General features: G+C 73.0%; 19 protein-coding genes. 10 read left to right on the top strand and 9 right to left on the bottom strand.

Features of this window, described 5'->3' with window-relative positions:
• The first annotated feature begins 32 nt into the window (after positions 1 to 32).
• From ACIA8N_RS03190 to ACIA8N_RS03180, 3 genes are all read left to right on the top strand, one after another.
• Complete coding sequence (locus tag ACIA8N_RS03190) at positions 33 to 479, top strand: GNAT family N-acetyltransferase (protein WP_365777575.1); 447 nt, start codon at positions 33 to 35, stop codon at positions 477 to 479.
• Complete coding sequence (locus ACIA8N_RS03185; RefSeq protein ID WP_365777573.1) at positions 476 to 1,738, top strand: MFS transporter; 1,263 nt, start codon at positions 476 to 478, stop codon at positions 1,736 to 1,738. The genes ACIA8N_RS03190 and ACIA8N_RS03185 overlap by 4 nt, the downstream gene beginning before the upstream one ends.
• A gap of 156 nt (positions 1,739 to 1,894) precedes the next feature.
• Positions 1,895 to 5,581 carry a S8 family serine peptidase gene (locus ACIA8N_RS03180; RefSeq protein ID WP_365777571.1) on the top strand — a complete coding sequence of 1,229 codons (3,687 nt, stop codon included), beginning with the start codon at positions 1,895 to 1,897 and terminating at the stop codon, positions 5,579 to 5,581.
• Between the two features lie 85 nt (positions 5,582 to 5,666).
• On the opposite strand, the gene ACIA8N_RS03175 is transcribed toward ACIA8N_RS03180, so the two are convergent.
• The 4 genes from ACIA8N_RS03175 to ACIA8N_RS03160 all read right to left on the bottom strand — a co-directional run bounded on the left by ACIA8N_RS03175 (position 5,667) and on the right by ACIA8N_RS03160 (position 11,180).
• On the bottom strand, positions 5,667 to 7,115 hold the full coding sequence (locus ACIA8N_RS03175; RefSeq protein ID WP_365777569.1) for an acyl-CoA synthetase: 1,449 nt from the start codon (positions 7,113 to 7,115) through the stop codon (positions 5,667 to 5,669).
• 78 nt (positions 7,116 to 7,193) lie between these two features.
• Positions 7,194 to 8,378, bottom strand: a complete 1,185-nt coding sequence (locus tag ACIA8N_RS03170; RefSeq protein ID WP_365777655.1) for a NarK/NasA family nitrate transporter — start codon at positions 8,376 to 8,378, stop codon at positions 7,194 to 7,196.
• Positions 8,379 to 8,563: 185 nt separating this feature from the next.
• Positions 8,564 to 10,021 carry a GAF domain-containing protein gene (locus ACIA8N_RS03165; protein ID WP_399415549.1) on the bottom strand — a complete coding sequence of 486 codons (1,458 nt, stop codon included), beginning with the start codon at positions 10,019 to 10,021 and terminating at the stop codon, positions 8,564 to 8,566.
• Between the two features lie 97 nt (positions 10,022 to 10,118).
• Positions 10,119 to 11,180 carry a rod shape-determining protein gene (locus ACIA8N_RS03160; protein ID WP_365777567.1) on the bottom strand — a complete coding sequence of 354 codons (1,062 nt, stop codon included), beginning with the start codon at positions 11,178 to 11,180 and terminating at the stop codon, positions 10,119 to 10,121.
• 453 nt (positions 11,181 to 11,633) lie between these two features.
• Between ACIA8N_RS03160 and ACIA8N_RS03155 the strand changes: the two genes are divergently transcribed.
• Positions 11,634 to 12,548 carry a hypothetical protein gene (locus ACIA8N_RS03155; protein WP_365777565.1) on the top strand — a complete coding sequence of 305 codons (915 nt, stop codon included), beginning with the start codon at positions 11,634 to 11,636 and terminating at the stop codon, positions 12,546 to 12,548.
• 30 nt (positions 12,549 to 12,578) lie between these two features.
• Here ACIA8N_RS03155 and ACIA8N_RS03150 read toward each other — a convergent pair whose 3' ends face one another.
• On the bottom strand, positions 12,579 to 13,463 hold the full coding sequence (locus ACIA8N_RS03150; protein WP_365777563.1) for an NAD(P)-binding domain-containing protein: 885 nt from the start codon (positions 13,461 to 13,463) through the stop codon (positions 12,579 to 12,581).
• A 50-nt stretch (positions 13,464 to 13,513) separates the two neighbouring features.
• On the opposite strand from ACIA8N_RS03150, the gene ACIA8N_RS03145 reads away from it, so the two are divergent.
• The gene (locus tag ACIA8N_RS03145) at positions 13,514 to 13,921 is read left to right on the top strand and encodes a MerR family transcriptional regulator (protein ID WP_365777561.1); all 408 of its coding nucleotides are present in this window, start codon (positions 13,514 to 13,516) and stop codon (positions 13,919 to 13,921) included.
• A 13-nt stretch (positions 13,922 to 13,934) separates the two neighbouring features.
• Here the strand turns inward: ACIA8N_RS03145 and ACIA8N_RS03140 are convergent, their stop codons facing one another.
• Positions 13,935 to 14,363, bottom strand: a complete 429-nt coding sequence (locus tag ACIA8N_RS03140) for a MarR family transcriptional regulator (RefSeq protein ID WP_365777559.1) — start codon at positions 14,361 to 14,363, stop codon at positions 13,935 to 13,937.
• Positions 14,364 to 14,469: 106 nt separating this feature from the next.
• On the opposite strand from ACIA8N_RS03140, the gene ACIA8N_RS03135 reads away from it, so the two are divergent.
• From ACIA8N_RS03135 to ACIA8N_RS03120, 4 genes are all read left to right on the top strand, one after another.
• Complete coding sequence (locus tag ACIA8N_RS03135; protein ID WP_365777557.1) at positions 14,470 to 15,483, top strand: NADP-dependent oxidoreductase; 1,014 nt, start codon at positions 14,470 to 14,472, stop codon at positions 15,481 to 15,483.
• 72 nt (positions 15,484 to 15,555) lie between these two features.
• Positions 15,556 to 15,978 (top strand): organic hydroperoxide resistance protein, encoded by a 423-nt coding sequence (locus ACIA8N_RS03130; RefSeq protein WP_365777555.1) that lies wholly within the window; start codon positions 15,556 to 15,558, stop codon positions 15,976 to 15,978.
• A gap of 118 nt (positions 15,979 to 16,096) precedes the next feature.
• Positions 16,097 to 16,936 carry an EI24 domain-containing protein gene (locus ACIA8N_RS03125; protein ID WP_365777553.1) on the top strand — a complete coding sequence of 280 codons (840 nt, stop codon included), beginning with the start codon at positions 16,097 to 16,099 and terminating at the stop codon, positions 16,934 to 16,936.
• Between the two features lie 11 nt (positions 16,937 to 16,947).
• Positions 16,948 to 17,775: a pectate lyase gene (locus tag ACIA8N_RS03120; protein ID WP_365777551.1), complete on the top strand. Its 828-nt coding sequence runs from the start codon at positions 16,948 to 16,950 to the stop codon at positions 17,773 to 17,775.
• Between the two features lie 60 nt (positions 17,776 to 17,835).
• On the opposite strand, the gene ACIA8N_RS03115 is transcribed toward ACIA8N_RS03120, so the two are convergent.
• Both ACIA8N_RS03115 and ACIA8N_RS03110 read right to left on the bottom strand, forming a co-directional pair.
• Positions 17,836 to 18,549 carry a carbon-nitrogen hydrolase family protein gene (locus ACIA8N_RS03115; protein WP_365777549.1) on the bottom strand — a complete coding sequence of 238 codons (714 nt, stop codon included), beginning with the start codon at positions 18,547 to 18,549 and terminating at the stop codon, positions 17,836 to 17,838.
• 8 nt (positions 18,550 to 18,557) lie between these two features.
• Entirely contained in the window at positions 18,558 to 19,127 is a 570-nt protein-coding gene (locus tag ACIA8N_RS03110) for a TetR/AcrR family transcriptional regulator (protein WP_365777547.1), read from the bottom strand.
• Positions 19,128 to 19,281: 154 nt separating this feature from the next.
• Between ACIA8N_RS03110 and ACIA8N_RS03105 the strand changes: the two genes are divergently transcribed.
• Positions 19,282 to 21,717 carry a glycoside hydrolase family 3 C-terminal domain-containing protein gene (locus ACIA8N_RS03105; protein WP_365777545.1) on the top strand — a complete coding sequence of 812 codons (2,436 nt, stop codon included), beginning with the start codon at positions 19,282 to 19,284 and terminating at the stop codon, positions 21,715 to 21,717.
• A 60-nt stretch (positions 21,718 to 21,777) separates the two neighbouring features.
• Here the strand turns inward: ACIA8N_RS03105 and ACIA8N_RS03100 are convergent, their stop codons facing one another.
• Positions 21,778 to 22,689, bottom strand: coding sequence for an SGNH/GDSL hydrolase family protein (locus tag ACIA8N_RS03100; protein WP_365777543.1), 912 nt, complete (start codon positions 22,687 to 22,689; stop codon positions 21,778 to 21,780).
• Positions 22,690 to 22,784 lie beyond the last annotated feature (95 nt).

Here is a 22,784-nt window from a genome sequence, read left to right as displayed (position 1 = left end):
TCGATCTCCACCCACGCCCCTATACTCACCCCATGCCCGACATCACCATCCGGCGCGCCACCGCCGACGACTCCAAACGGCTCACCCGGCTCGTCCGGGGTTCCCGGGCCTACCGGGGGGACTACGCCGGCATGGTCGACGGGTACCAGGTCGGCGGTCCGTACATCGAGCACCACCCCGTCTTCGTCGCCGTCGACGAGGACGGCCGCGTGCTCGGGTTCTACGCGCTCCTCGTCGACGACGCCGAGCTCGACCTCGCCTTCGTCGCCGACAGCGCCCAGGGCCTCGGCATCGGGCGGCGGCTCATGGCGCACATGAGCGGGCAGGCCAGGGCCGCCGGGCTGCGGTCCGTACGCGTCGTCTCGCATCCGCCCGCCGAGGAGTTCTACCTGCGCACCGGCGCCGTCCGCACCGGGACGGTCCCGCACGCCGGGCACATCCACTGGGACCGCCCCGAGCTCCGGTACGACGTCGCGTGACGGCCACCAAGGAGGAGCGGGAGGAGCAGGACCGCCGCCGGGTCTTCGCCGACCTCACCCCGCTGCGCACCTCCCCGCACTACCGCCGTCTCTGGTTCGGCAGCACCATCTCCTGGGTCGGCCAGGGCATGACGGCCCTCGCCGTCTCCCTCCAGGTGTACGACATCACCCGCTCGCCCTTCTCCGTCGGGCTCGTCGGGCTCTTCTCCCTCGTGCCGCTGGTCGTCTTCGGCCTGTACGGCGGCGCCATCGCGGACACCGTCGACCGCCGCAAGCTCGGTCTCTACAGCGCCTGCGGCTCCGCCGTGCTCTCGATCGCCCTCGCCGCCGCCGCGTTCGCCGGCTTCCACCGGGTCTGGTTCCTGTACGGGATCGTCGCCCTCCAGGCCGTCTGCGCCGCCCTCAACTCGCCCGCCCGCACGTCGATGATCCCCCGGCTCCTGCCGCCCGAGCAGCTGCGCGCCGCCAACGCGCTCAACTCGATGGTCATGACCTTCGGGATGCTGGTGGGGCCCAGCCTCGGCGGTCTGATCGTCGGGTTCGCCGGGTTCCAGACCGCGTACCTGATCGACGCCGTCGCCTTCTCCGCGAGCCTCTACGCGATGTGGCGGCTGCCGTCGATGCTCCCCGACCGCAAGGGGGGCAAGCGGGCCTCGGTCCTCGACGGGCTGCGGTTCCTCGCCACCCGCCCCAACCTGCGCATGACGTTCCTCTCGGACTTCTGCGCGATGATCCTGGCCCACCCCCGCGCCCTGTTCCCGGCCGTCGCCGTGGTCTGGTTCGGCGGCGACGCCAAGACGGCCGGACTCCTCGTCGCGGCGCCCGCGTTCGGGGCGCTGCTCGGCGGAGTACTGTCCGGCTGGCAGGGCCGTATCCGCCACCACGGGCAGGCGATCCTGATCGCGGTGGCCTGCTGGGGCACCGCCATCGCCGTCTTCGGGCTCACCAGGAACCTCTGGCTCGGGCTGCTCCTGCTCGCCCTCGCGGGATACTCCGACACCGTCTCGATGATCTTCCGCAACACGATGATGCAGGTCGCCGCGCCGGACGAGATGCGCGGCCGGCTCCAGGGCGTGTTCATCGTGGTCGTCGCCGGAGGCCCTCGCCTCGGCGACTTCCTCGCCGGCTCGGTCGCCGACCTGACCTCGCCGGCCGTCGCCGTCACGGGCGGCGGGATCGCCTGCGTCCTCGCGGTCGGCGTCCTCGCCCTGTACGGGCGCGGTTTCCGCCGGTACGACGCCCTCGACCCGACTCCGTGAGCAATTCTCCCCGAACGGCACGTCCTGTTCTGGCGGTTGGCCGCCACGGCACATAACCGCCAGGAGTGAGCGGACCCAACTCCCGCCACCTGGGCCAAGACTCCTCGCAGCACCCGGAAAACACCCCCGACCCCGGGTCCGCGAGGAGTTCCAACGATGACGTCGAGGACCACACCCTTCGGCAGAGGGAGAGTCGCGCTGCTCGCCGCGGGCGTCTCCCTCGTGCTGCTCCCGGCCGGGCAGACCGCCGCCGCCGGGACCGCCACCTCCGCCGTACCGGAGACGTTCAGGGCGCCGACGAGCGCCACCGTCACCCTGGTCACCGGCGACCGCGTGACCCTCACCGACCTCGGCGGCGGACAGCAGACCGTCACCGTCGACCGGGCCGAGGGCGCCACCGGCGCGATACGCAGCCGGATCGCCGACGGCCGGGTCACCGTCGTCCCCGACGAGGCCCGCCCCTACCTGGAGTCCGGCGCCCTCGACCCGCGTCTCTTCGACGTCACCGGCCTCGTCGAGCAGGGCGTCACCGGCGAACTGCCACTGATCGTCACGTACGGAGGCAGTCGCGCGCGGACCGCATCGGTCACCCCGCGCGGTGCCCAGACCGTCCGCGCGCTGCCGAGCATCGGCGGCGCCGCCGTCACGGCCACCGACCCCGCCGCCTTCTGGCGCGGCTTCACGGCCGCCCCGAATGCCCGGGCCGCCGCCGCCCCCGCCAAGGTCTGGCTCGACGGCAGGGTCGACGTCGCCATGGCCGAGTCCAACGCGCAGATCGGCACCCCGAAGGCCTGGGAGGCCGGGCTCACCGGCAAGGGCGTGAAGGTCGCCGTCCTCGACACCGGCGCCGACCTCGGCCACCCCGACCTGGCGGGCCGGGTCGCCGAGTCGAAGTCCTTCATCGAGGGCCAGGAGGTCGCCGACCGCGACGGCCACGGCACGCACGTCGCCTCCACCGTCGGCGGCAGCGGCGCGGGCTCCGACGGCAAGGAGAAGGGCGTCGCCCCCGGCGCCACCCTCGCCGTCGGCAAGGTCCTCAGCGACGAGGGCTCCGGCTCCGAGTCGCAGATCATCGCCGGCATGGAGTGGGCCGCCAAGGACATCGACGCGAAGATCGTCTCGATGAGCCTCGGCTCGCGCGAACCGAGCGACGGCACCGACCCGATGGCCCAGGCCGTCGACACCCTGTCCGCCGAGACCGGCGCCCTCTTCGTCATCGCCGCGGGCAACTCCGGCGCCCCCGGCTCCATCGGCTCGCCCGGCGCCGCCGACTCCGCCCTCACCGTGGGCGCCGTCGACCCGTCCGACGATGCCGCGTACTTCACCAGCCAGGGCCCCCGCCACGGCGACCAGGCCCTCAAGCCCGACCTGTCGGCCCCCGGCGTCGACATCCTCGCCGCCCGCTCGCAGCTCGCCGCCGGAAGCGGCCTCTACACCTCCATGAGCGGTACGTCGATGGCGACCCCGCACATCGCCGGTGTCGCCGCCCTGCTCGCCGAGAAGCACCCCGACTGGACCGGCGCCCGGCTCAAGGACGCGCTGATGTCGTCGTCGAAGACCCTCGACGCCTCCTCGTACGCGCTCGGCTCCGGACGGGTCGACGTGGCCGCCGCGATCTCCGCGAACGTCACCGCGACCGGCTCCGCCGACCTCGGCTTCTTCTCCTGGCCCTACGAGACGAACAAGCCGGTCACGAAGACCGTCACCTACACCAACTCTTCCGACGCGCCGGTCGAGTTGAACCTCGCCGTGGAAGGCATGCCGGCCGGGGTCACCGCCCTCGCCGACACCGCCCTCACCGTCCCCGCCCACGGCACCGCGTCCACCACCGTCACCGGCGACGGCGCCGAGGCCCCCGTCGGGCAGTCCTCCGGCCGGATCACCGCCACCGCAGGAGGCGCGCCCGTCGCGCACACCGCGCTCGGCCTGGTGAAGGAGGAGGAGCGCTACACCCTCACCGTCCACGTCAAGGACCGCGACGGCGCCCCCGCCCCCGCCTACCTCGGCGTCCAGAAGCTCGCCCGGGGCGAGGACCCCTTCCCGGCCACGGTCGGCGAGTCCGGCACCCTCGAACTGCGCCTCAAGCCCGGCACGTACACCGTCGACACCTTCCTCGACGTGCGCGGCTCCCACGGCGCCGACTCCCTCGGCCTCGGCTTCCTCACCGAGCCGGAGATCACCCTCGACCGCGACCGCGAGATCACCCTCGACGGCCGGCGGCTGCGCGAGATCCGCGCCGAGGTCGAGAGGCGCACCGAGACCCGGCAGCTCCTCATGGAGTTCGACCGGCAGGCGAACGGCGCCTCCTACGGAGGAGCCGTCCAGGTCCCGCCGCTGTACGACTCGGTCTTCGCCGCGCCCACCCGTGAGCCCGCGACCGGCACCTTCGAGTACCGGACCGTCTGGCGGCTGGGCAAGCCCGTGCTCGACGCGAGCGTCGGCGGCGTCCGGCTCTCCGGCGCCACCCCGCAGGGCGGCACTGGCCTCCTGGAGGGCGGTCACCGCCTCGGCCTGGTCGACGCGGGCACCGGCACCCCCGCCGAGTACGCGGGCAGGAACGTCACCGGCAAGGCCGTCCTCGTCCGGCTGACCGGCGGCGCCGACCCGACCGCGCTCGCCCAGACCGCCCAGGACGCCGGCGCCAAGGTCCTGTTCGTCACCGACGACCGGGCAGGCCGCCTGATGAAGTGGTTCGGCACCGCCGACTACCAGGACCGGCCCCTGCCGGTCGCCACCGTCAACACCGCCGACGCGAACCGGCTGGCGGCCGGTGCGGCCCGGGGCGGCCGCGTCGACCTGACCGGCACCCGCTTCACCCCGTTCACGTACGACCTCTCCGAGGGGCACCCCGGCGCCATCGGGACCGACCTGGTCTTCCGCCCCGACGAGGACGAACTCGCCACCATCGGCTCCACCTTCCGCATGCCGACCAAGCGGAAGGAACTGGGCGGCGAGTTCCGCTACTCGATCACCGACACCTTCCCGATCGGCTTCGGCTTCAAGGAGTGGATCGCCTTCCCGACCGAGCGCACCGAGTACGTCTCCACCGGCACCGGCCAGCGCTGGCACGAGTCCGTCGACCTCGGCGACTCCCTGGAGCAGCGCGGCGGCACCCCCTCCTACCGGGGCGGCAGCCGGGTCGCGCTCGACTGGTTCGGCCCCGTCTGGCACCCCTGGCTGGGCACCGGCCTCGGCTGGGGCCAGCAGCGCACCGGCAACGACCTGCGCTTCAACACCCCCGGCTGGGGCGACTCCGGCACCGACCACACCGGCTTCGGCAACGTGTGGAGCGACGACACGATGACCCAGTACACCGAGGTGTACGTCGACGGGGTCCGCGTCGACCGGAAAATGAGCTCCGGCGCCTACGCCTGGGACGCGCCGGCCGAGGAGGCCACGTACAAGGTCGTCACCGACACCGCGCTCGACCCGGCCCGCTGGCGGCTCGGGAGCAAGGGCCACAGCGAGTGGACGTTCCGCTCCGCCGAGACCCCGGCCGACCGGATCACCTACCTGCCGATGCTCAACCTCGGCTTCGACCTGGACACCGACCTCAACGGTGACGTCCGGGCCGGGAGCAGGCTGCCCGTCGGGATCTCCGCCGAGTACGTCGAGGGCGCGACCGGCACCGGCACCATCGCCTCCGGCACCCTGGAGGTCTCCTACGACGAGGGCGCGACCTGGACGAAGGTCGCCCTCAGGAAGTCGTGGCGCGGCGCGGCCTGGACCGGCGAGCTGCGCGTCCCGTCCGGCGCCGACTCCGTCTCGCTGCGGGCCGGCGCGAGCGACGACCGGGGCGGCTCGGTCAAGCAGGAGCTGATCCGCGCGGTCGGCGTGAGGTGACGCCCGGCACGCTCAGGGCCGGGCCTCCTTCCCGCGAGGAAGGGGGCCCGGCCTTTCGGCGAGGAGGGGTCCGGCCTCCGCGCCGTCAACTCCTGGCCGGGAGCGCCTTCTTCAGGACCTTGCCCATGTCGTTGCGGGGGAGCGCGTCGAGATAGCGCACCGTCCGGGGCCGCTTGTGCGGGGCGAGGAGACGCGCCACGTGATCGGCGAGCTCCGCCGCCGCAGGGGGCGCCGACGCGTCCGCCGGCACCACCCAGGCCACGATCCGCTCGCCCAGGTCCGGGTCGGGCTCGCCGGTGACGGCCGCCTCGCGTATGCCGGGGTGGTCGAGGAGGGCGTTCTCTATCTCGCCCGCACCGATCTTGTAGCCGCCGCTCTTGATCAGGTCGGTGGCCTTGCGGCCCACCAGACGCACCGCGCCGTCCGCCTCCCGGACCGCCATGTCGCCGGTGCGGAACCAGTCGCCGTCGAAGGCCTCCGCCGTCGCCTCCGGCCGGTTGAGGTAGCCGGAGAACAGGTTCGGGCCCCGCACCTGCACCTCGCCGACCGTCTCCCCGTCCAGCTCCTTCAGTACGGAACCGTCCTCGTCCACGAGCCGCAGGTCGACCCCCGCGAGCGGGGTCCCGACGGTCCCGGGGCGCGGCCCGGCGCCCGGCCGCACGCTGGTGTTCATGAGCGTCTCGGTCATCCCGTACCGCTCGACCACCGTCCGGCCCGTCGCCGCCGTGATCCGTTCGTGGTCGTGGACCGGCAGCGCCGCCGAACCCGACACGAGGAGCCGCGCGCCCGCCATCGACGCGACGAGCGCCGGGTCGGCGGCGAGCGCGTCCGCGAGCCGGTGGTACATGGTCGGTACGCCGAACAGCATGGTGCCGCCCCCGGCGCCCAGCTCCCGCGCCACGCCCTCCGCCGAGAACGCGCCCAGGTGCCGCACCTCGCCGCCCCGCCGCAGCGGCCCCAGGATCCCGAGGATCAGCCCGTGGACGTGGAACAGCGGCAGCGCGTGCACGAGGACGTCGTCGGCCGTCCACGACCAGGCGTCGGCGAGCGCGTCGAGGGACGCGCCGATCGCCCGCCGGGACAGGACGACTCCCTTCGGGGGGCCGGTGGTGCCGGAGGTGTAGACGACGAGGGCGGGGGACTCGGGGTCGGCCGGTTCCGCCGGTAGGGGCCCTGCGGGCCCCGCGAGGTCCACGTCGATCCGGGGAAGCCCCGCGAGACCGGCGGGCAGCTCGTCCCCGGGCCCGGCGAGCACCACCGTGGGCTCGCTGTCGCCGAGGATGTGCGCCAGCTCCCGCTCGCCCGTCCGCGGATTGAGCGGTACGGCGGGAACGCCCGCCATCAGGGTGGCGACCACCGCGACCGCCGTGTGCGCGGTCGGCGTGGCCCGGACGGCGACCCGCCCCGCGCCCCCGATCCGGGCCGCCAGGGCCCCGGCGGCCCGCGCCAGTTCCTCGTACGTCAGGGTGTCCGTGCCGAAACGCAGCGCGGGCCGGGCGGAAGGGGCCGCAAGGGCCGGGAAGAGCGCACTCACCGGTCGTACTCCTCGGGGTCGAGGTCGAGGGTTGCCGGGGAGCATTCTCCGGGGTGAGGAGTACGTTCCGCCGGGCAGTCAGGGCCTGCCGGCCGTGACCTTCGTCGCTTCCGGCGCCGGCTCCCCGCCGTCCGGCCGGATTCCGCGCATCCGCCCGTACGCGTACACGCAGCCCGCGAGCGCCAGGTCGGACAGCAGCATGAAGCCGATCGAGTACGAGCCCTTGGAGCTGTAGATCGCGCCCATCACGAGCGGCGGCAGGAAGCCGCCGAGCCCGCCCATCGCGCCGACGATGCCGGTCACGCTGCCCACCTTGGCCTGCGGCGTGACCTGGGAGACCAGGGCGAAGACGGAGCCGCTCGCCGTGCCGAGCCCGGCCGCCATGATGAGCAGGGCGGTCGTGCCGCCCGGGTTCAGCGGCGGGTCGAAGGCCTGGACGATCGCGAGCAGGGCGACCGTGCCGAGCGCGACGGCCGTGACCTGCGCCGGGTGGACCCGGTCCGACAGCCAGCCGCCGATCGGCCGGAAGACCACCGTGACCAGGGCGAACCCGGCGGCCTTGGTGCCCGCGTCCGTCGGGTCGAGCTCGTACCAGGTTTTGAGGTACGTCGGCAGGTAGACGCCGAACGCGACGATGCCGCCGAAGCCGATCGCGTACAGCGCCGACAGCTCCCACGTCACCCGCAGCCGGCCCGCCGAGCGCAGCCGGATCCCGAGCGGCTCCGTCGGCACGGGCCGGTCGGGCCGGTCCGTGATGAGGAACGTGGCGAGCACCGCGTACGCGGCCAGCGCGACGGCCACCACGATGAACGGCAGGTTCTCGCCGTGCTCGGCGATCCGGGGCGTGAAGTAGCCGGAGAGCGCCACACCGCCCATGCCCATGCCGAACACCCCGAGCGCCAGGCCGCGCTTCTCGGGCGGGAACCAGGAGTTGACCAGCGGGATGCCGATGGCGAACGTCGTGCCGCCGAGGCCCAGGAGGAAGGCGACCACCAGCAGCAGGCCGTAGCTGTCCTTGACCACGATGAGGAGCAGCACGGGGATGATCGTGAGCGCGGAGACGAGCGGGAACATCAGCTTCGCCCCGTAGCGGTCCGTCAGCGCCCCGGCCGGAATGCGGCCGACCGAGCCGACCAGGACGGGGACCGCGACGAGCAGCGACTGCTGGAAGGAGCTGAGGTCGAGCCGGTCGCCGTACCAGCTCGCGATCGGCGCGATCAGGTCCCACGCCCAGAAGGTGAGCGTGAAGCCGATCGTGGCCATCGCCAGATTGCGGTAGGCCGCCGCTGCCGGGGCCTTGCTCTCGGTCGTCACGCCCCCAGTCAAGATCGGGGCGACGGGGGCGGCGCGCCGGGCTGCTCCGTACGGGTAGCCGCGCGCGCCGGCGTCTGAATGCCTTTACGGCCAGGTCACCCGAATACCTTTACGGCCAGGTCACCCGAATACCTCTACGGCCAGGTCACCACCGTCGGCGGGGTGCCGTCGTCCTCGACCCGGAGGCGGACGCCCCCGGCCCCGGCCGACACCTCGACCGTGAGCGCCCCGACCCCCGACCGCCGGTGCGCCGCCGCGAGGGCTCCGCGCAGGGCGCCGAGGAGCTTCCCCTCCGACTCCTCGTCCACGAGGGTGTCGACCGCACCGGAGAAGTGCACGGACGGCTGGAAGCCGAGCAGGACCGCGGCCCCGCCGGTCTCCCTGAGCACCTTCCCGCGGAAGGACGCCGGCGCGTCCGCGGGCGGCTGCTGAAGCGCGAAGATGGTCGTACGGACCTCCTGGATCGTGGAGTCCAGCTCGTCCACCGCCCGACCGAGCAGCTCGTTCTCGTCGGCGGAACCGGCCGCCCGCCGCCGGGTGGACTCCAGCATCATCTCCGTCGCGAACAGGCGCTGGACGACCAGGTCGTGCAGGTCGCGGGCGATCCGGTCCCGGTCCTCGAACACCGCGAGCCGTTCCCTGTCGTGCCGCGCGTCCGCGAGGACGAGCGCGAGCGCCGCCTGCGAGGCGAACTGCGAGGCGAGGAGCCGGTCCACCGCCGAGTAGGGAAGGTCGCCGCGCCGCCGGGGGAGGGCGAGGGTGCCGATGAGCTTCCCGCCGCTCTGCAGCGGCAGCATCATCGACGGGCCGAAACGGGACCGCACATGGGTGGTCATCCGGGGATCGGTGGCCGAGTCCTCCACGAACACCGGCTCGCCGCCAAGCAGTTGGACGAGGACGGGAGAGCCGGGCGCGATCGTCGTACCGACCAGATCACCCGGGTCGTCCGTCGTCGACGCGGCGACGATCTCCATCCCGCCCTCCGTGGTGGGCTGGAGGACCACCCCCGCCGAGGCGCCGGCGAGGATCCGGGCCTGCTCGGCCACGGTCATCAGGGCGTTCTCGGCGGACGCGCCGGTGAGCAGGGCCGTGGTCACCGCCGCCGCGCCCTCGATCCAGCGCTCCCGCTGCCGGGCGGTCTCGTACAGACGGGCGTTGCCGATGGCGATCCCGGCCTGCGAGGCGAGGACGCGGAGCAGGCCCTGGTCCTCGTCGGTGAAACCGCCCGTTCGCCTCTCGGCGAGGTACAGATGGCCGAAGACCTCGGTGTGCACGCGGATCGGGACGTCGAGCAGCCCGGTGTGGTCGTCGGGGAGACGGGCGAGGCGCTGCCGCTCCTCCTCGGGCACGCCGGAGGTGAGGAGTCCGGTGAGCCGGCGGCGCTCGGGGTCGACGACCCCGAGCGCGCCGTAGCGGGCCCCGGTCAGCTCGGTGGCGGAGTCCACGATGTGCTGGAGGGTGGTGCGGAGTTCGAGGTCCGTGCCGACGCTGAGGACCGCTTCGAGCAGCATGGGCAGACGGGGGCTGTCCCCCGGGTCCGAGTCGGTGCTCTCGTCCCGGGCCTCGTCCCTGTCCTCGTCCATGATCGTCATGGTCTCATCGTCATACGAATCGGGTCGTTTCGTCGGGTCGTTTCGTCGGGTCGTTTCGTCGGGTCGTTCCGCCGGTTCGTTTCGGGGTCGCCGAGGCTCAGTCGTCGTCGGCCAGCGGGTCACGCTCCGCCAGCGGGTCGAGGATCATCGGCTGGACCCTGCCCTCCAGCATCGCCCCGAGCCCCAGCACCGCGCACACGTCCGGGCGTTCCGCGATGTGCACCGGCATGCCGGTCGCCTCGCGCAGCATCTGGTCGAGCCCCGGCAGCAGGGCGCTGCCGCCCACCATCATGATCCCGCGGTCCGCGAGGTCGGCCACCAGATCCGGCGGGCAGTCCCGCAGCACCTTCCCGATGCCGTCGAGGACCGCCGTCAGCGGCGTGTGGATCGCCTCCCGTACGGCGGCGGTGTCGACGGTCACCGAACGGGCGAGGCCCGTCGCGACGTCCCGGCCGTGGATCTCGGTCCAGGCGGGGCCGTGCGGCGTCAGGCCGTTCCCGCTGAGGGCCAGCTGCAGCGGACGCACCGACTGGCTCGGCAGCATCAGCTCGTGGTGGTGGCGCAGGTGCTGGATGACGGCGTGGTCGATGGCGTCGCCGCCGACCGGCATCCGCTCCGCCGTGACGATCGCGCCGAGCGAGAGCACCGCGACCTGCGTGGTCGCCGCCCCGCACACCATGATCATGGTCGCCGTCGGCTGCTCCACCGGAAGCCCGCAGCCCACGGCCGCCGCGATCAGCGTGTCGACCAGCTCGACCCGGCGCGCCCCGAGACCGACGAGGGTCTCCACGGCGGCGCGCTGCGCGAGCGGGTCGCTGTCGTGCGGGGTGCAGGCGGCGGCGCGCAGCCGCGGCTTGCGGCGCAGCTGGCGGCGGAGCTTCTCGCCGAGGAGGTGACGCAGCATCCGCTGCGCCATCTCGATGTCGACGACCGTGCCGCCCGACACCGGTCTGACGACCCGGATGTAGTCGGGGGTGCGGCCGGTCATCTTCTCGGCGAGCGCGCCGACGGCGATCAGCGCTCCGGTACGGGTGTTGACGGCTGCGACGCTCGGCTCGTCGACGACGAGTCCGGCGCCCTTGACGAAGACCCGGGTGCGGGCGGCACCCAGGTCGACGGCGACATGGCAACGACGCAGCTGCTCAAGGCTGACGGTCACGGCGGATCCTCCGGAGTGCGGTGCTGGCACGGGCGAGGTGTTTCGCGTTTCGCGGTCCTGTTCGCATCGTCCGGCCGTCAGCGGCGTGGCGCGCGCTGGGATGCGCCGCCCGGGGTCAGGGCCTGCCTTTCGGATCGTGCCGGGCTCGCGGGGCCTGGCGCGCACGCTCGCCGCGTCGTCGTCACTCTCCCCCAAGCTCTCGGCTTCGCTCGAGCAGGGCGGTACCCCCACCGCTCCGCGTCGGCTCCCTCCTCCGCCTTGCGATCGCACGCACCAGGCCCCGCTCCCTGATCCGGCCTGATCCGAGAGGCAGGCCCTGCCGAGGGACGGGCAACCAGGAAGGCCCGAAGCGGGAGAATCGCGGCGCACCGCCGTCGACCTGCGGTTTCCTCACAGGATCCTCACTTCCGCGCCTACCTGGGGCCGTGCTGGGCCGCATAGCCTGCGGGGCCCATGGACTACTGCCACGCGTGCCGGCGGCATCTCAACGGGGCCCTCGCCTGTGCCGGGTGCGGGACTCCCGTCGAGGAACTGCGGTACGAGACCCCCCACATACCCGTCCAGCCGACGTACCCGACTCAGCCGACCCAGTCGACCTACCCGACCCCGCGGGTCGATCCGGTCGAGCAGGCCGAGCAGTTCGAGCCGGTCCCGCCCGTCGGGTCCGAGCACGTCTACGAACTCGACGTCGTCGAGCGTCCCCGCCCGGCCTCCGGCGGACGCCGCGCCGCCCGCGGCCGCCCGGCCGCCCAGGGCCGCGCCGCCACGCGCAGGGGCAGACGGGCGAGGGGAAGCCGTGCTCGTACGGTCCTGGTGGGAACCCTCGGCCTGGTGCTCGCCGCCGGGACCCTGAGCCTCGTGCGCATGGCCCTGGAGGAGCCGGAGGCCCTGGGCGCCGCCTCGGCCGTCGAGGAGCAGGACGTCCCCGAGGTCACGCTGTCCCCCGAGCCCGTCGCGAGCGACCTCCCGGACGGCTCGGGCCCGTCCCCGGTCGCCTCGGAGACGTCGACGCGCCCCCGCCACGTGAGCGCGGCCCCGGCGACGGGCCGCCCGGTCGCGGGATCCAGCGCGGGCACGGGATCGGGACCGGGTACGGGATCAGGTACGGGTACGGGTATGGGACCCGGCACGGGAAGCGGGGGAGAGGGTGCCCCCACGGGATCGCCGACCGCCACCGACCCGGCGTCCCCGTCCGCCACGCCCACCGCGACCCCCTCGGCCACGGACGGCGACGGGACGCCGTCCCCCTCGGCGACGACCGGCGGCCCCACCCCCTCGACCACGAGCCCCGCACCGACCGCCACCACTCCGCCCCCGACCCCGACGCCGTCCCCGAACTGCACCCGCTTCCTCTGGTGGTGCGTCTGAAGCCCGCCGTCCGGGTCCTGCCGGTCCCCCTCAGGCGCCCCGGGGCGTGACGAACTCCTCGATCAGCACCGGGTACTGCTCCTTGCCGTGCCCGGCGGCGACCGAGCGGTCCGCCATCGCCTTGAGCAGCCTGGGCAGTTCGGCGTTGATCCCGGCGGCCTCGCTCTCCTCCACCAGGTGCGCCATCGCCCGTACGTCGGTCTCCAGGGCCGCCACCTCGGCGGGGAAGGAGCCGCTGTCGACCTGCTCGGCGTACCCGGGCAGCCAGTCGGCGACCCCGGCGGCGATCTGCCGCGCGAACGGCGCGTACGTCCTGGCGTCGACGCCGGCCGTCCTGAGCAGCGCGGTGCCCTGGAGCCAGGCGTTCAGGACGCTCCACATCATGGCGAGGCCGGCCACGTCGTACAGGGAGGCGAGGCCCGGGTCGTCGCCGAGGTGGGTGACGGCGCCGAGCGCGCCGAGCGTGGCGGCGTGCGCCTCGAAGACCGCGGCCGGCCCGCTGTGCAGGATCACCGCGTCGGCGGTCCCGATCACCGGCGGGACGGCCATGACGGCGCCGTCCAGGTAGCGGGCGCCCCGCTCCCCGGCCCAGCGGGCCGTCTCCCTGGCCTGGACCGAGTCGCCCGAGGTCAGGTTGACGAGGGTCGTGCCGTCCAGGGCGACGTCGCTCGCGCCGAGCAGCTCGCGCACGGCCCCGTAGTCGGTGACGCAGATGACCGTCAGGCCGCCGGCCGCGACCGCGTCGCCGACCGACGCCGCCCGCAGCGCGCCTTCGGCCACGAGCCGGTCGGCCTTGGCGGACGTCCTGTTCCATACGGTCGTGGGGTGTCCGGCCCTCAGGAAGGCGCCGGCGAGTGCCTGGCCCATCAGCCCGAGTCCGATGACTGTCACAGGTGTGGTGGTGGTGTCGTTCATGGCAGCATCGTCGACGTTGATACCGGTGTGAAGGTCAAGGGGGAACTTCGATGCGGATCGGGGAGCTGGGCCGCCGGACGGGTCTGAACACCCATCAGCTGCGCTACTACGAGGCCCAGGGCCTGCTTGAGGCGGGGCGGGGCGCGAACGGCTATCGCGAGTACGACGAGAGCGCCGTGCTGCGGGTGCGGCAGATCCGGCACCTCCTCGACGCGGGCCTGTCCTCGGAGGACATCGCGTACCTGCTGCCGTGCGCGGTCGGCGAGGCGCCGGAGTTGCTCGGATGCCCTGAACTCCTGGCCGCGATGCGGTCGCGGATGGGGCGGATCGACGAGCAGATGGACCGGCTCGCCCGGTCGCGCGGGGCCCTCGCCGCGTACATCGACGCTGCCGAGCGGACGAGCGACGAGAACTACCCGCCCTTCGACGGCGCCGCCCCGGAGCCCGCCACCGTCTGAGGCTTTGAGAGCCTCAGACCTCGCCCAGCATGCGCTTCAGCAGGTCCCGCAGCACGGTGCGCTCGGCCTCGGTGAGCTCGCCGAGGGGCTCGCGGGCGAAGTCGAGGGACTCGCGCAGCCGGCGGGCCGTGTCGCGGCCCTCGTCGGTGGGGACGGCCAGCTTGACGCGGCGGTCGGCCGGGTCGGGGCGGCGCTCGACCAGGCCGCGCGCTTCCAGCCGGTCCACGATCCCGGTGATGTTCGACGGCTCGCACTTCAGCTTCTGGGCGATGCGGCGCATCGGCAGCGGGTCGAGCGTCAGCAGACCGAGGACCCGGGCCTGCGCGCCGGTCAGCGCGTGCTGTCCGGCCGCCTGCTCGTACTCCGCGTGGTAGCGCGCCACGACCGCGCCGATGAGCTCGACGACTTCGAGGGTGACGGGGTCCGTGCGTGAGGTGGCCATGGGATCCATCGTACCCGGATGCTTGACAACATGAAATATGTAGGCGCATGGTTGTTTCAGTCAGTGAATCGTTTGTGATCTCAAGCTTTTATCGGAGGCCGTGCTCATGTCCGTTCTTCCCGCGTCCAGCCGTGAGTGGCACCTCGTCGCCCGTCCGCACGGCTGGCCGACCCCCGCGGACTTCGCCCTGCGCGAGACCCCGGTCACCGAGCCCGCCGAGGGTCGCGTCCTGGTGCGCAACCTGCACTTCTCCGTCGACCCGTACATGCGGGGCCGGATGAACGACGTGAAGTCCTACATCCCGCCGTTCAAGCTGGACCACCCGATGGACGGCGGCGCGGTCGGCGAGGTCGTCGCCTCCAACGCCGAGGGCTTCGCCGTCGGCGACCACGTCCTGCACGGCCTCGGCTGGCGCGAGTACGCCGAGGTCCCGGCGCAGCACGCGACCAAGGTCGACCCGGCGCTGGCCCCCCTCTCCGCCTACCTGGGCGTGCTCGGCATGACGGGCCTCACGGCCTACGCGGGCCTCTTCGACGTCGCCTCCTTCAAGGAGGGCGACGCGGTCTTCGTCTCCGGCGCCGCCGGTGCCGTCGGCAGCCAGGTCGGTCAGATGGCGCGCCTCAGGGGCGCCTCCCGGGTCATCGGCTCGGCCGGATCCGACGAGAAGGTCAAGTTCCTCGTCGAGGAGCTCGGCTTCGACGCCGCCTTCAACTACAAGAACGGCCCGGTCAAGGACCAGCTCCGCGAGGCCGCCCCCGACGGCATCGACGTCTACTTCGACAACGTCGGCGGGGAGCACCTCGAAGCCGCGATCTCCACGCTCAACGTGCACGGCCGCGCCACCATCTGCGGCATGATCGCCCAGTACAACGACACCGAGCCGGTGGCGGGTCCCCGCAACATGGCGATGATCATCGGCAAGCGGCTGCGTCTCCAGGGCGTCCTCGTCGGCGACCACTACGGCCTGCAGCAGCAGTTCGTCCAGGAGGTCGGCGGCTGGCTCGGCTCCGGCGAGCTGAAGCACCGCGAGACCTTCGTCGACGGGATCGGGAACGGCGTGGAGGCCTTCCTCGGTCTGCTCCGCGGTGACAACACCGGAAAGATGATCGTCTCGGTGTGACCCGTTAGTCTTCCCTCAGCCGTCGCGATCGTGGGCGCGAGTCGCGGCGAACCCATGAAGGAAGTACCTCGCATGTCGATCCAGCACTCCGACGTCCTCTACACCGCCGTCGCCACCGCCGAGAACGGGCGTGACGGCCGTGTCGCCACCGACGACGGCCGGCTCGACGTCGTCGTCAACCCGCCCAAGGCCATGGGCGGCTCCGGCGCGGGCACCAACCCCGAGCAGCTCTTCGCGGCGGGCTACAGCGCCTGCTTCCAGGGCGCCCTCGGCGTCGTCGCCCGCAACGAGAACGCCGACGTCTCGGGCGCGACGGTCACCGCCGAGGTCGGCATCGGCAAGAACGACGACGGCTTCGGCATCATCGTCAAGATCTCGGCGACCATCCCGAACGTGGACGTCGAGACCGCGAAGAGCCTGATCGAGAAGGCGCACCAGGTCTGCCCGTACTCCAAGGCGACCCGGGGCAACATCACGGTCGAGCTCGCCGTCTGAGTCCAGGCGCGCGGAGTCCGGACCGCGGTACGGAACGAGGACCGCACCCCTCCCCGGGGTGCGGTCCTCGCCGCGTTCGGCCCGCCGCCGGTCCGGGGACCCCCGATAAAGTGGCTCCATGCGCGATTTCGGGGTGGGTTTCGGTTACCTGGTACAGGGCCAGAAGTGGGTGGGCCGGCACGGACGGTGGTTCGGCTTCGGGCTGCTCCCGGGGCTCGTGACCCTGGTCCTCTACGCGGGCGCGCTCGTCGGTCTCGGTTACGGCGCCGACGACCTGACCGCCTGGGCGACGCCGTTCGCCGACGACTGGACCTCGCCCTGGGTCGACGTCTTCCGCGGCACCCTGACCGCGCTGGTCTTCGCCTTCGGGCTGTTCCTCGCGGTCATCACGTTCACCGCCGTCACCCTGCTCGTGGGCCAGCCGTTCTACGAGTCGCTGTCCGAGGCCGTCGACCGCAGCGAGGGCGGCGAGGTGCCCGAGTCGGGGCTGCCGCTCTGGCGCGAGCTGTGGATCTCCGCCCGTGACAGCCTGCGCGTCCTGCTGCGCGTCGCGTTCTACGGCATCCTGCTCTTCGCCTGCGGTTTCATCCCGGTCGTCGGCCAGACCGTCGTCCCCGTCATCGGCTTCTGCGTCTCCGGCTTCTTCCTCGCCGAGGAACTGACCGCGGTCGCTTTCCAGCGCCGGGGCGTCGAGCTCAAGGAGCGCCTCGGGCTGCTGCGCGGGCGCCGGACCGCCGTCCTCGGCTTCGGCGTGCCGCTGACCCTCGCCTTCCTGGTGCCGTTCGTCGCCGTCTTCCTGATGCCGGGAGCCGTCGCGGGCGCCACCCTGATGGCCCGTGACCTGCGCGGCGAGACGGCCGACGACGACCGTGAGGGCGACGCGCAGGAAAACGATCAAGAACGCGGCAACCTTCCTTCCTCCGGTGGCGACAAGGGGATGCACCACCTCCCCCACTGAAGGAAGAGCACATGACGTCCCACAAGCGGAAGACGGGCCGCCGCCGCGCCCTCATCGGCGGCCTGAGCGCCCTCGGCATCACGGGTGCGGCCCTCGTCACCAGCTCGCTGCTCGCCCCGGCGGGCGCCGCGCCCGCCGCCCCGACGGTGGCCGCGTGGCCCCAGGCGAAGGGCAGCAAGCCGGTCCCCGCGTCCATCGAGGTCTCCGGCACCTACGACGGCAAGCTCAAGCGCTTCTACGGCACCGGTGAGCTGGGCTCCGACGGCCAGGGCGAGAGCCAGAAGCCCGTCTTCGTCCTCAAGGACGGCGCGGTCCTCAAGAACGTGATCCTCGGCTCGCCGGCCGCCGACGGGGTCCACTGCCTCGGCAGCTGCACCCTGCAGAACGTCTGGTGGGAGAACGTCGGCGAGGACGCCGCCACCTTCAAGGGCACCTCGGCGTCGTCGGTGTACGCGGTCTACGGCGGCGGCGCGAAGAGCGCGTCCGACAAGGTCTTCCAGTTCAACGGCGCGGGCAAGCTGGTCGTGACCAAGTTCCAGGTCTCCGACTTCGGCAAGCTGGTCCGCTCCTGCGGGAACTGCAAGAAGCAGTACCCGCGCACCATCCTGATCAACGACGTCGACATCACCACGCCCGGCAAGTCGATCGTCGGCGTCAACGCCAACTACGGCGACACCGCCACCCTGCGGAACATCCGCGTCCACGGCGACGCCGGCAAGAAGATCAAGCCGTGCACCCGCTTCACCGGCAACAACACCGGCAAGGAGCCCAAGGAGATCGGCACCGGCCCCGATGGCGTCACCTGCCGTTACGCGGCCGGAGACCTGTCCTACGACTGATCCCGAAGCCGGGCGGCCGCACTCCCGCGGCCGCCTGGCCCCGGCGCGTTCCCGGGGGCATCAGCCGACCTCGGCGAGGACGAACCCCGCCGTGTCGGGGCCCGCGTCGGCGATCCGCTCACCGTCCGGGCCCCAGGCCCCGGCCAGGCCGGTGCCGACCCCGTCCTCGTTGGCGCCGAGGACGTTGCCGAGGACCACGTACAGACCGAAGTCCCGGGCCCGTACCGGATACACCTTCTCGAACGAGTCGTTGTCGGCGGAGAGCACCGAACTCGCCAGGTAGACCGCGCAGCCGTCGGCGGCGGCCCGCTCGGCCAGTTCGGGGAAGCGGTTGTCGTAGCAGGTGGCGGTCGCGAACCGCACCCCGTCGAGCGTGAACCGCCCGTCGGCGGTGCCCGCCGCGAAGACGTCCAGCTCGATCCCGTACAGGTTCTGCTTGTCGTAACGGGCGAGGAGCGACCCGTCGGGGCCGATCACCAGCGAGGCGAGTCCGGTCCGCCCGTCCGCCGTCCGCACCGGCCCGTTGACCACGGCCGCGGCCGAGACCTCCCGGCAGGCCTCCCGTACGGGTTCGAGCCGTGGGTCGTCCTCGGTGAGGACCAGACCCGGGGTGTCCCTGATCAGGGTCGGCTCGTACCCGCTGAGGCAGAGCTCGGCGAAGACGACCACTCGGGCCCCCTCCGCCCCGGCGGCCCTGACCAGACCGGCGACCGTACGGACGTTGGCGTCGATGTCCCCTGCGACCGGGGCGAACTGGGTGGCTGCGACGATCATGCCCGCCATCATCGCTCATCCCCTCGCAGCAGCCGCAGGAAGTCGCGGAAGGCCGACGGCATGTCCACCGCCGACGGGTCCAGGAGCCACTGGTACTGGAGGCCGTCCATCACCGCCGTGAGCAGCGGGGCCGCCCGCTCCGGGGTGAGTCCGCCGGGCAGCCGCTCGCCGAACTCCAGGCGCAGCACCCGCGCCATGTTCGCCCGCACCTGCGCGTACCGCTCGGTGAAGAACTCCCGCGCCGGGTGCCCCTCGGTCACGCTCTCGCCAAGCAGCGCGGAGAAGGTCTGCACGATGCCCGGCCGCATGGCGTTGTACTCGACGAGGGAGTCGATCAGGTCGAGCCGCCAGCCCTCGGGGTCCCGGCCGCCGCTGGTGTCCCAGCGGTCGCGCTCCTCCAGGACGGCGACGAGGAGCGCCTCCTTCGTCGGGAAGTAGTGCAGGAGTCCCTGCTGGGTCAGCCCGACCCGTTCGGCGACGGAGCCCAGGGTGGCGCCCCGGTAGCCGCGTTCGGCGATCACTTCGAGGGATGCGCGGAGGATGTCCGCCCGCCGTTCCTCGCTTCTGGCCCGCACCATCGCCGTGGCCCCCTTCCGAGCGTTCGAGTGTCCGACAGGACCGTACCCTCCCGGTAAAAATAACAAGACGATCACGTTACCTACCGTTCTACAGGCGGATGGGTGCACCATGACCGCATCGGGGTCACCAGTACGTCAACGAGGAGGTACGGCCATGACGCAGACCGGCGCGGACACGGCACGGGAACAGGCCGTCGAGACGGCGCTCGCCAAGCTCGACCTGGACGCCAAGGCGAGGCTGCTCGGCGGCCAGGACATGTGGTCCCTGCCCGCGCTGCCCGAGATCGGCCTGAAGTCCCTGGTCATGTCCGACGGCCCCATCGGCGTCCGAGGCGTCCGCTGGACCGCCGACGACCCGTCCGTCGCCCTGCCGTCCCCGACCGCCCTCGCCGCCGCCTGGGACCCCGCGCTCGCCCGCCGCGCCGGCCGCCTCCTCGCCCAGGAGGCCCGCCGCAAGGGCGTCCACGTCCTCCTCGCACCCACCGTCAACCTGCACCGCACCCCGCTCGGCGGCCGCCACTTCGAGGCCTACAGCGAGGACCCCTTCCTCACCGGCGAGATCGGTACCGGCTACGTCCAGGGCGTGCAGGACGGCGGCGTCGGCACCACGGTCAAGCACTTCGTCGCCAACGACGCCGAGACCGACCGCTTCACCGTCGACAACAGGATCGCCCCGCGCCCCCTCCGCGAGCTCTACCTCGCCCCCTTCGAGGCCATCGTCAGGAACGCCCACCCCTGGGGCATCATGACCGCCTACAACCAGGTCAACGGCGTGACGATGACCGAGCACCGGTACCTCGTGAACGGGGTCCTGCGCGGCGAGTGGGGCTTCGACGGCTTCAACGTCTCCGACTGGATGGCCGCCCGCTCCACCACCGGCGACATCGAGGGCGGCCTCGACGTCGCCATGCCCGGCCCCGTCACCGTCTACGGCGAGGCCCTCGCCGCCGCCGTCCGCGCCGGCGAGGTCGAGGAGTCCGCCGTCGACACGGCCGTACGCAACGTCCTGCGGCTCGCCGCCCGCGTCGGCGCCCTCGAAGGCGCCCCGCCGGTCGTCACCGAACCCCCCGCCCCCGTCGACGGCGACGCCCTCGCCCGCGAGATCGCCCGCCGCGGGTTCGTCCTCGTACGCAACGAGAACGCCGCCCTGCCCCTCGGGAACGGCACCGTCGCCCTCTCCGGCGCCGCCGCCCGCGACGCCCGCGTCCTCGGCGGCGGGTCCGCCCAGGTCTTCCCCGACCACGTCGTCTCCCCGCTCGACGGCCTCACCGCCGCCCTGCCCGAAGGGACCCTGACGTATGTGACCGGCGCCGACCCCAGCGACGAACTCGCCCCCGCCGAACAGGGCTTCACCCTCCGCGCCCGCTGCCGTGACGCCGAGGGACGACTCCTCGGCGAGGGCTCCCTGCCCAACGGACAGGTCCAGTGGATCGGTGACGACCTCCCGGCCGGCGTCACCCACGAGACCCTCGCCTCCATCGAGGTCGTCGGCACCTTCACCCCGCGCGAGACGGGCCCGCACTCCTTCGGCACCCGCGGCCTCGGCGCCTACACCCTCACCGTCGCCGGCGAGACCGTCTTCGACGGCGTCCAGGCCATGGGCCCCGAGACCGACCCCTTCGAGGCCCTCTTCGGCGCCCCGGTCGAGCGCGCCAAGGTCACGCTCACCGCGGGCGAGACCGTCGAGGTGTCCCTGCTCCACACCCTGGACAAGGAGTTCGCGGTCCCGCTGCCGGCCGTCGTCTTCTCCTTCGTCCACCTCGGTCCCCGCCGTGACCCCGACGAACTGATCGCCGAGGCCGTCGAGGCCGCCCGCGCCGCCGACACCGCCGTCGTGGTCGTCGCCACCACCGAGCGCGTCGAGTCCGAGGGCTTCGACCGCAAGGACCTCGCCCTCCCCGGCCGCCAGGACGACCTCGTACGGGCCGTGGCCGCCGTCAACCCGAACACCGTCGTCGTCGTCAACGCCGGCTCCCCGGTCGAACTGCCCTGGCGCGAGGACGTGGCCGCGATCCTGCTCAGCTGGTTCCCCGGCCAGGAGGGCGGCGCGGCCCTCGCCGACGTCCTCACCGGCGCCGAGGAGCCCGGCGGCCGCCTCCCCACCACCTGGCCCGGCGCCCTCGCCGACGTACCCGTCACCGACGTCACCCCCGTCGACGGCCAACTCGCCTACGAAGAGGGCCTCTTCATCGGCTACCGCGCCTGGGACCGGCTGCGGACGGCCCCCGCGTACGCCTTCGGGCACGGCCTCGGCTACACCACCTGGTCGTACGACTCCCTCGACGCCCGCCCCGACGCGGTCACCGTCCGGGTCACCAACACCGGCGACCGGCCCGGCCGCGAGGTCGTCCAGATCTACCTGGCGCCCCACGCCGACGGCGTCGACCGCCCCGAACGGTGGCTGGCCGGCTTCGGCGGCGTCGAGGCCGGCCCCGGCGAGACCGTCGAGGCGGAGATCACGCTGCCCCGCCGCGCCTTCGAGATCTGGGACGAGGCGAAGAACGACTGGACCCTCGTCCCCGGCGCCTACGAGGTGCGGGCCGCACACTCCCTCACCGACACCCGCCTGACCGCGACCCTGGAGGTCTGACCCCCGGGGAGACCCTGCGACCGGCCCCGGGGCGGCACCTGACAACCGCCCCGGGGTCCCTCACTCCTTCGTGATCCGCCGGTACGCGAGCTCCGCGAGCCGCGCCTGCCCGTCCCTGCTCGGATGGAACCAGTCCCAGGGGCTCAACTGCCCGCCGTCGAAGCGGAAACCGAAGACCGCCCCGCCGTCGTACCGGCACCGCGCGTCCTTCGCGCACACGTCCCTCAGGACCCCGTTGTACGCCACCACCCGCTCCTGGACCGCCGCACGCCGCCGCTCGGCCGCCGGACCCAGGTCCTCCGCGTCCGCCAGCATCGAGCCGCAGATCCCCAGCTTCCACACCTGGAGCCCCCGCGGGCTCAGCCGACCCGTCGACCACAGGTGCTTGAGGTCGGGCACGCTCGCCACGTACACCTGCGCCTTCGGCGCGCCCGCCCGCAGCCGGGCGAGCGCCGCCTCGAAGGAGACGCGGAAGTCCTCGACCGGCGTCATCAGTTCCGGGGTGGGCCGGCAGGCGTCGTTCGCGCCCATCATGACCGTCACGAGCTCGGGCTTCTCGGCCGCCGCCCCCGCCATCTGCTCGGGAAGCTCCGCCATCCGCGCGCCCGTCCTGGCCAGGTTCCAGCTGCGGGTGGCGACCTTCGCCGGGCCGAGGAGGCGCAGGGCCAGGCTGTTCACGGCGGCGTCCGTGCCGGTGGCCCAGGACGCCTCGGGGCAGTCCGCGAGGACCGCGCAGGCGTCGAAGGCGCGGGTGACGGAGTCGCCCACGGCGGCGACGGAGGCGGGGGAGACGTCCCACAGCGAAGCCGGCTTCGGCTTCGGCGTCGGTCTCGGCGCCGCGCTCGCCGTGGCGGCCTTCGCCACGGACTCTCCCGCGGGCTCGTCCGAGGCGCAGCCGGACAGTGCCCCCGCGCACAGCAGCGCGGCCGTCGCGGTGACGGCAGCGGTACGGAATCGGCGTCGGCCGCGCATCCCCGGCCCCTCCTTCGGCGTCCTGGCGAGTGAAAGCTTCGTGTTCACCCGCCCCCGGACCGACCGTACGTCACACCGATGACGGCGCGGCACGG

It is taken from the genome of Streptomyces sp. NPDC051822 (genome assembly GCF_044452745.1).
Classification (GTDB): domain Bacteria; phylum Actinomycetota; class Actinomycetes; order Streptomycetales; family Streptomycetaceae; genus Streptomyces.
This window is presented reverse-complemented; position numbering and strand designations above follow the sequence as displayed.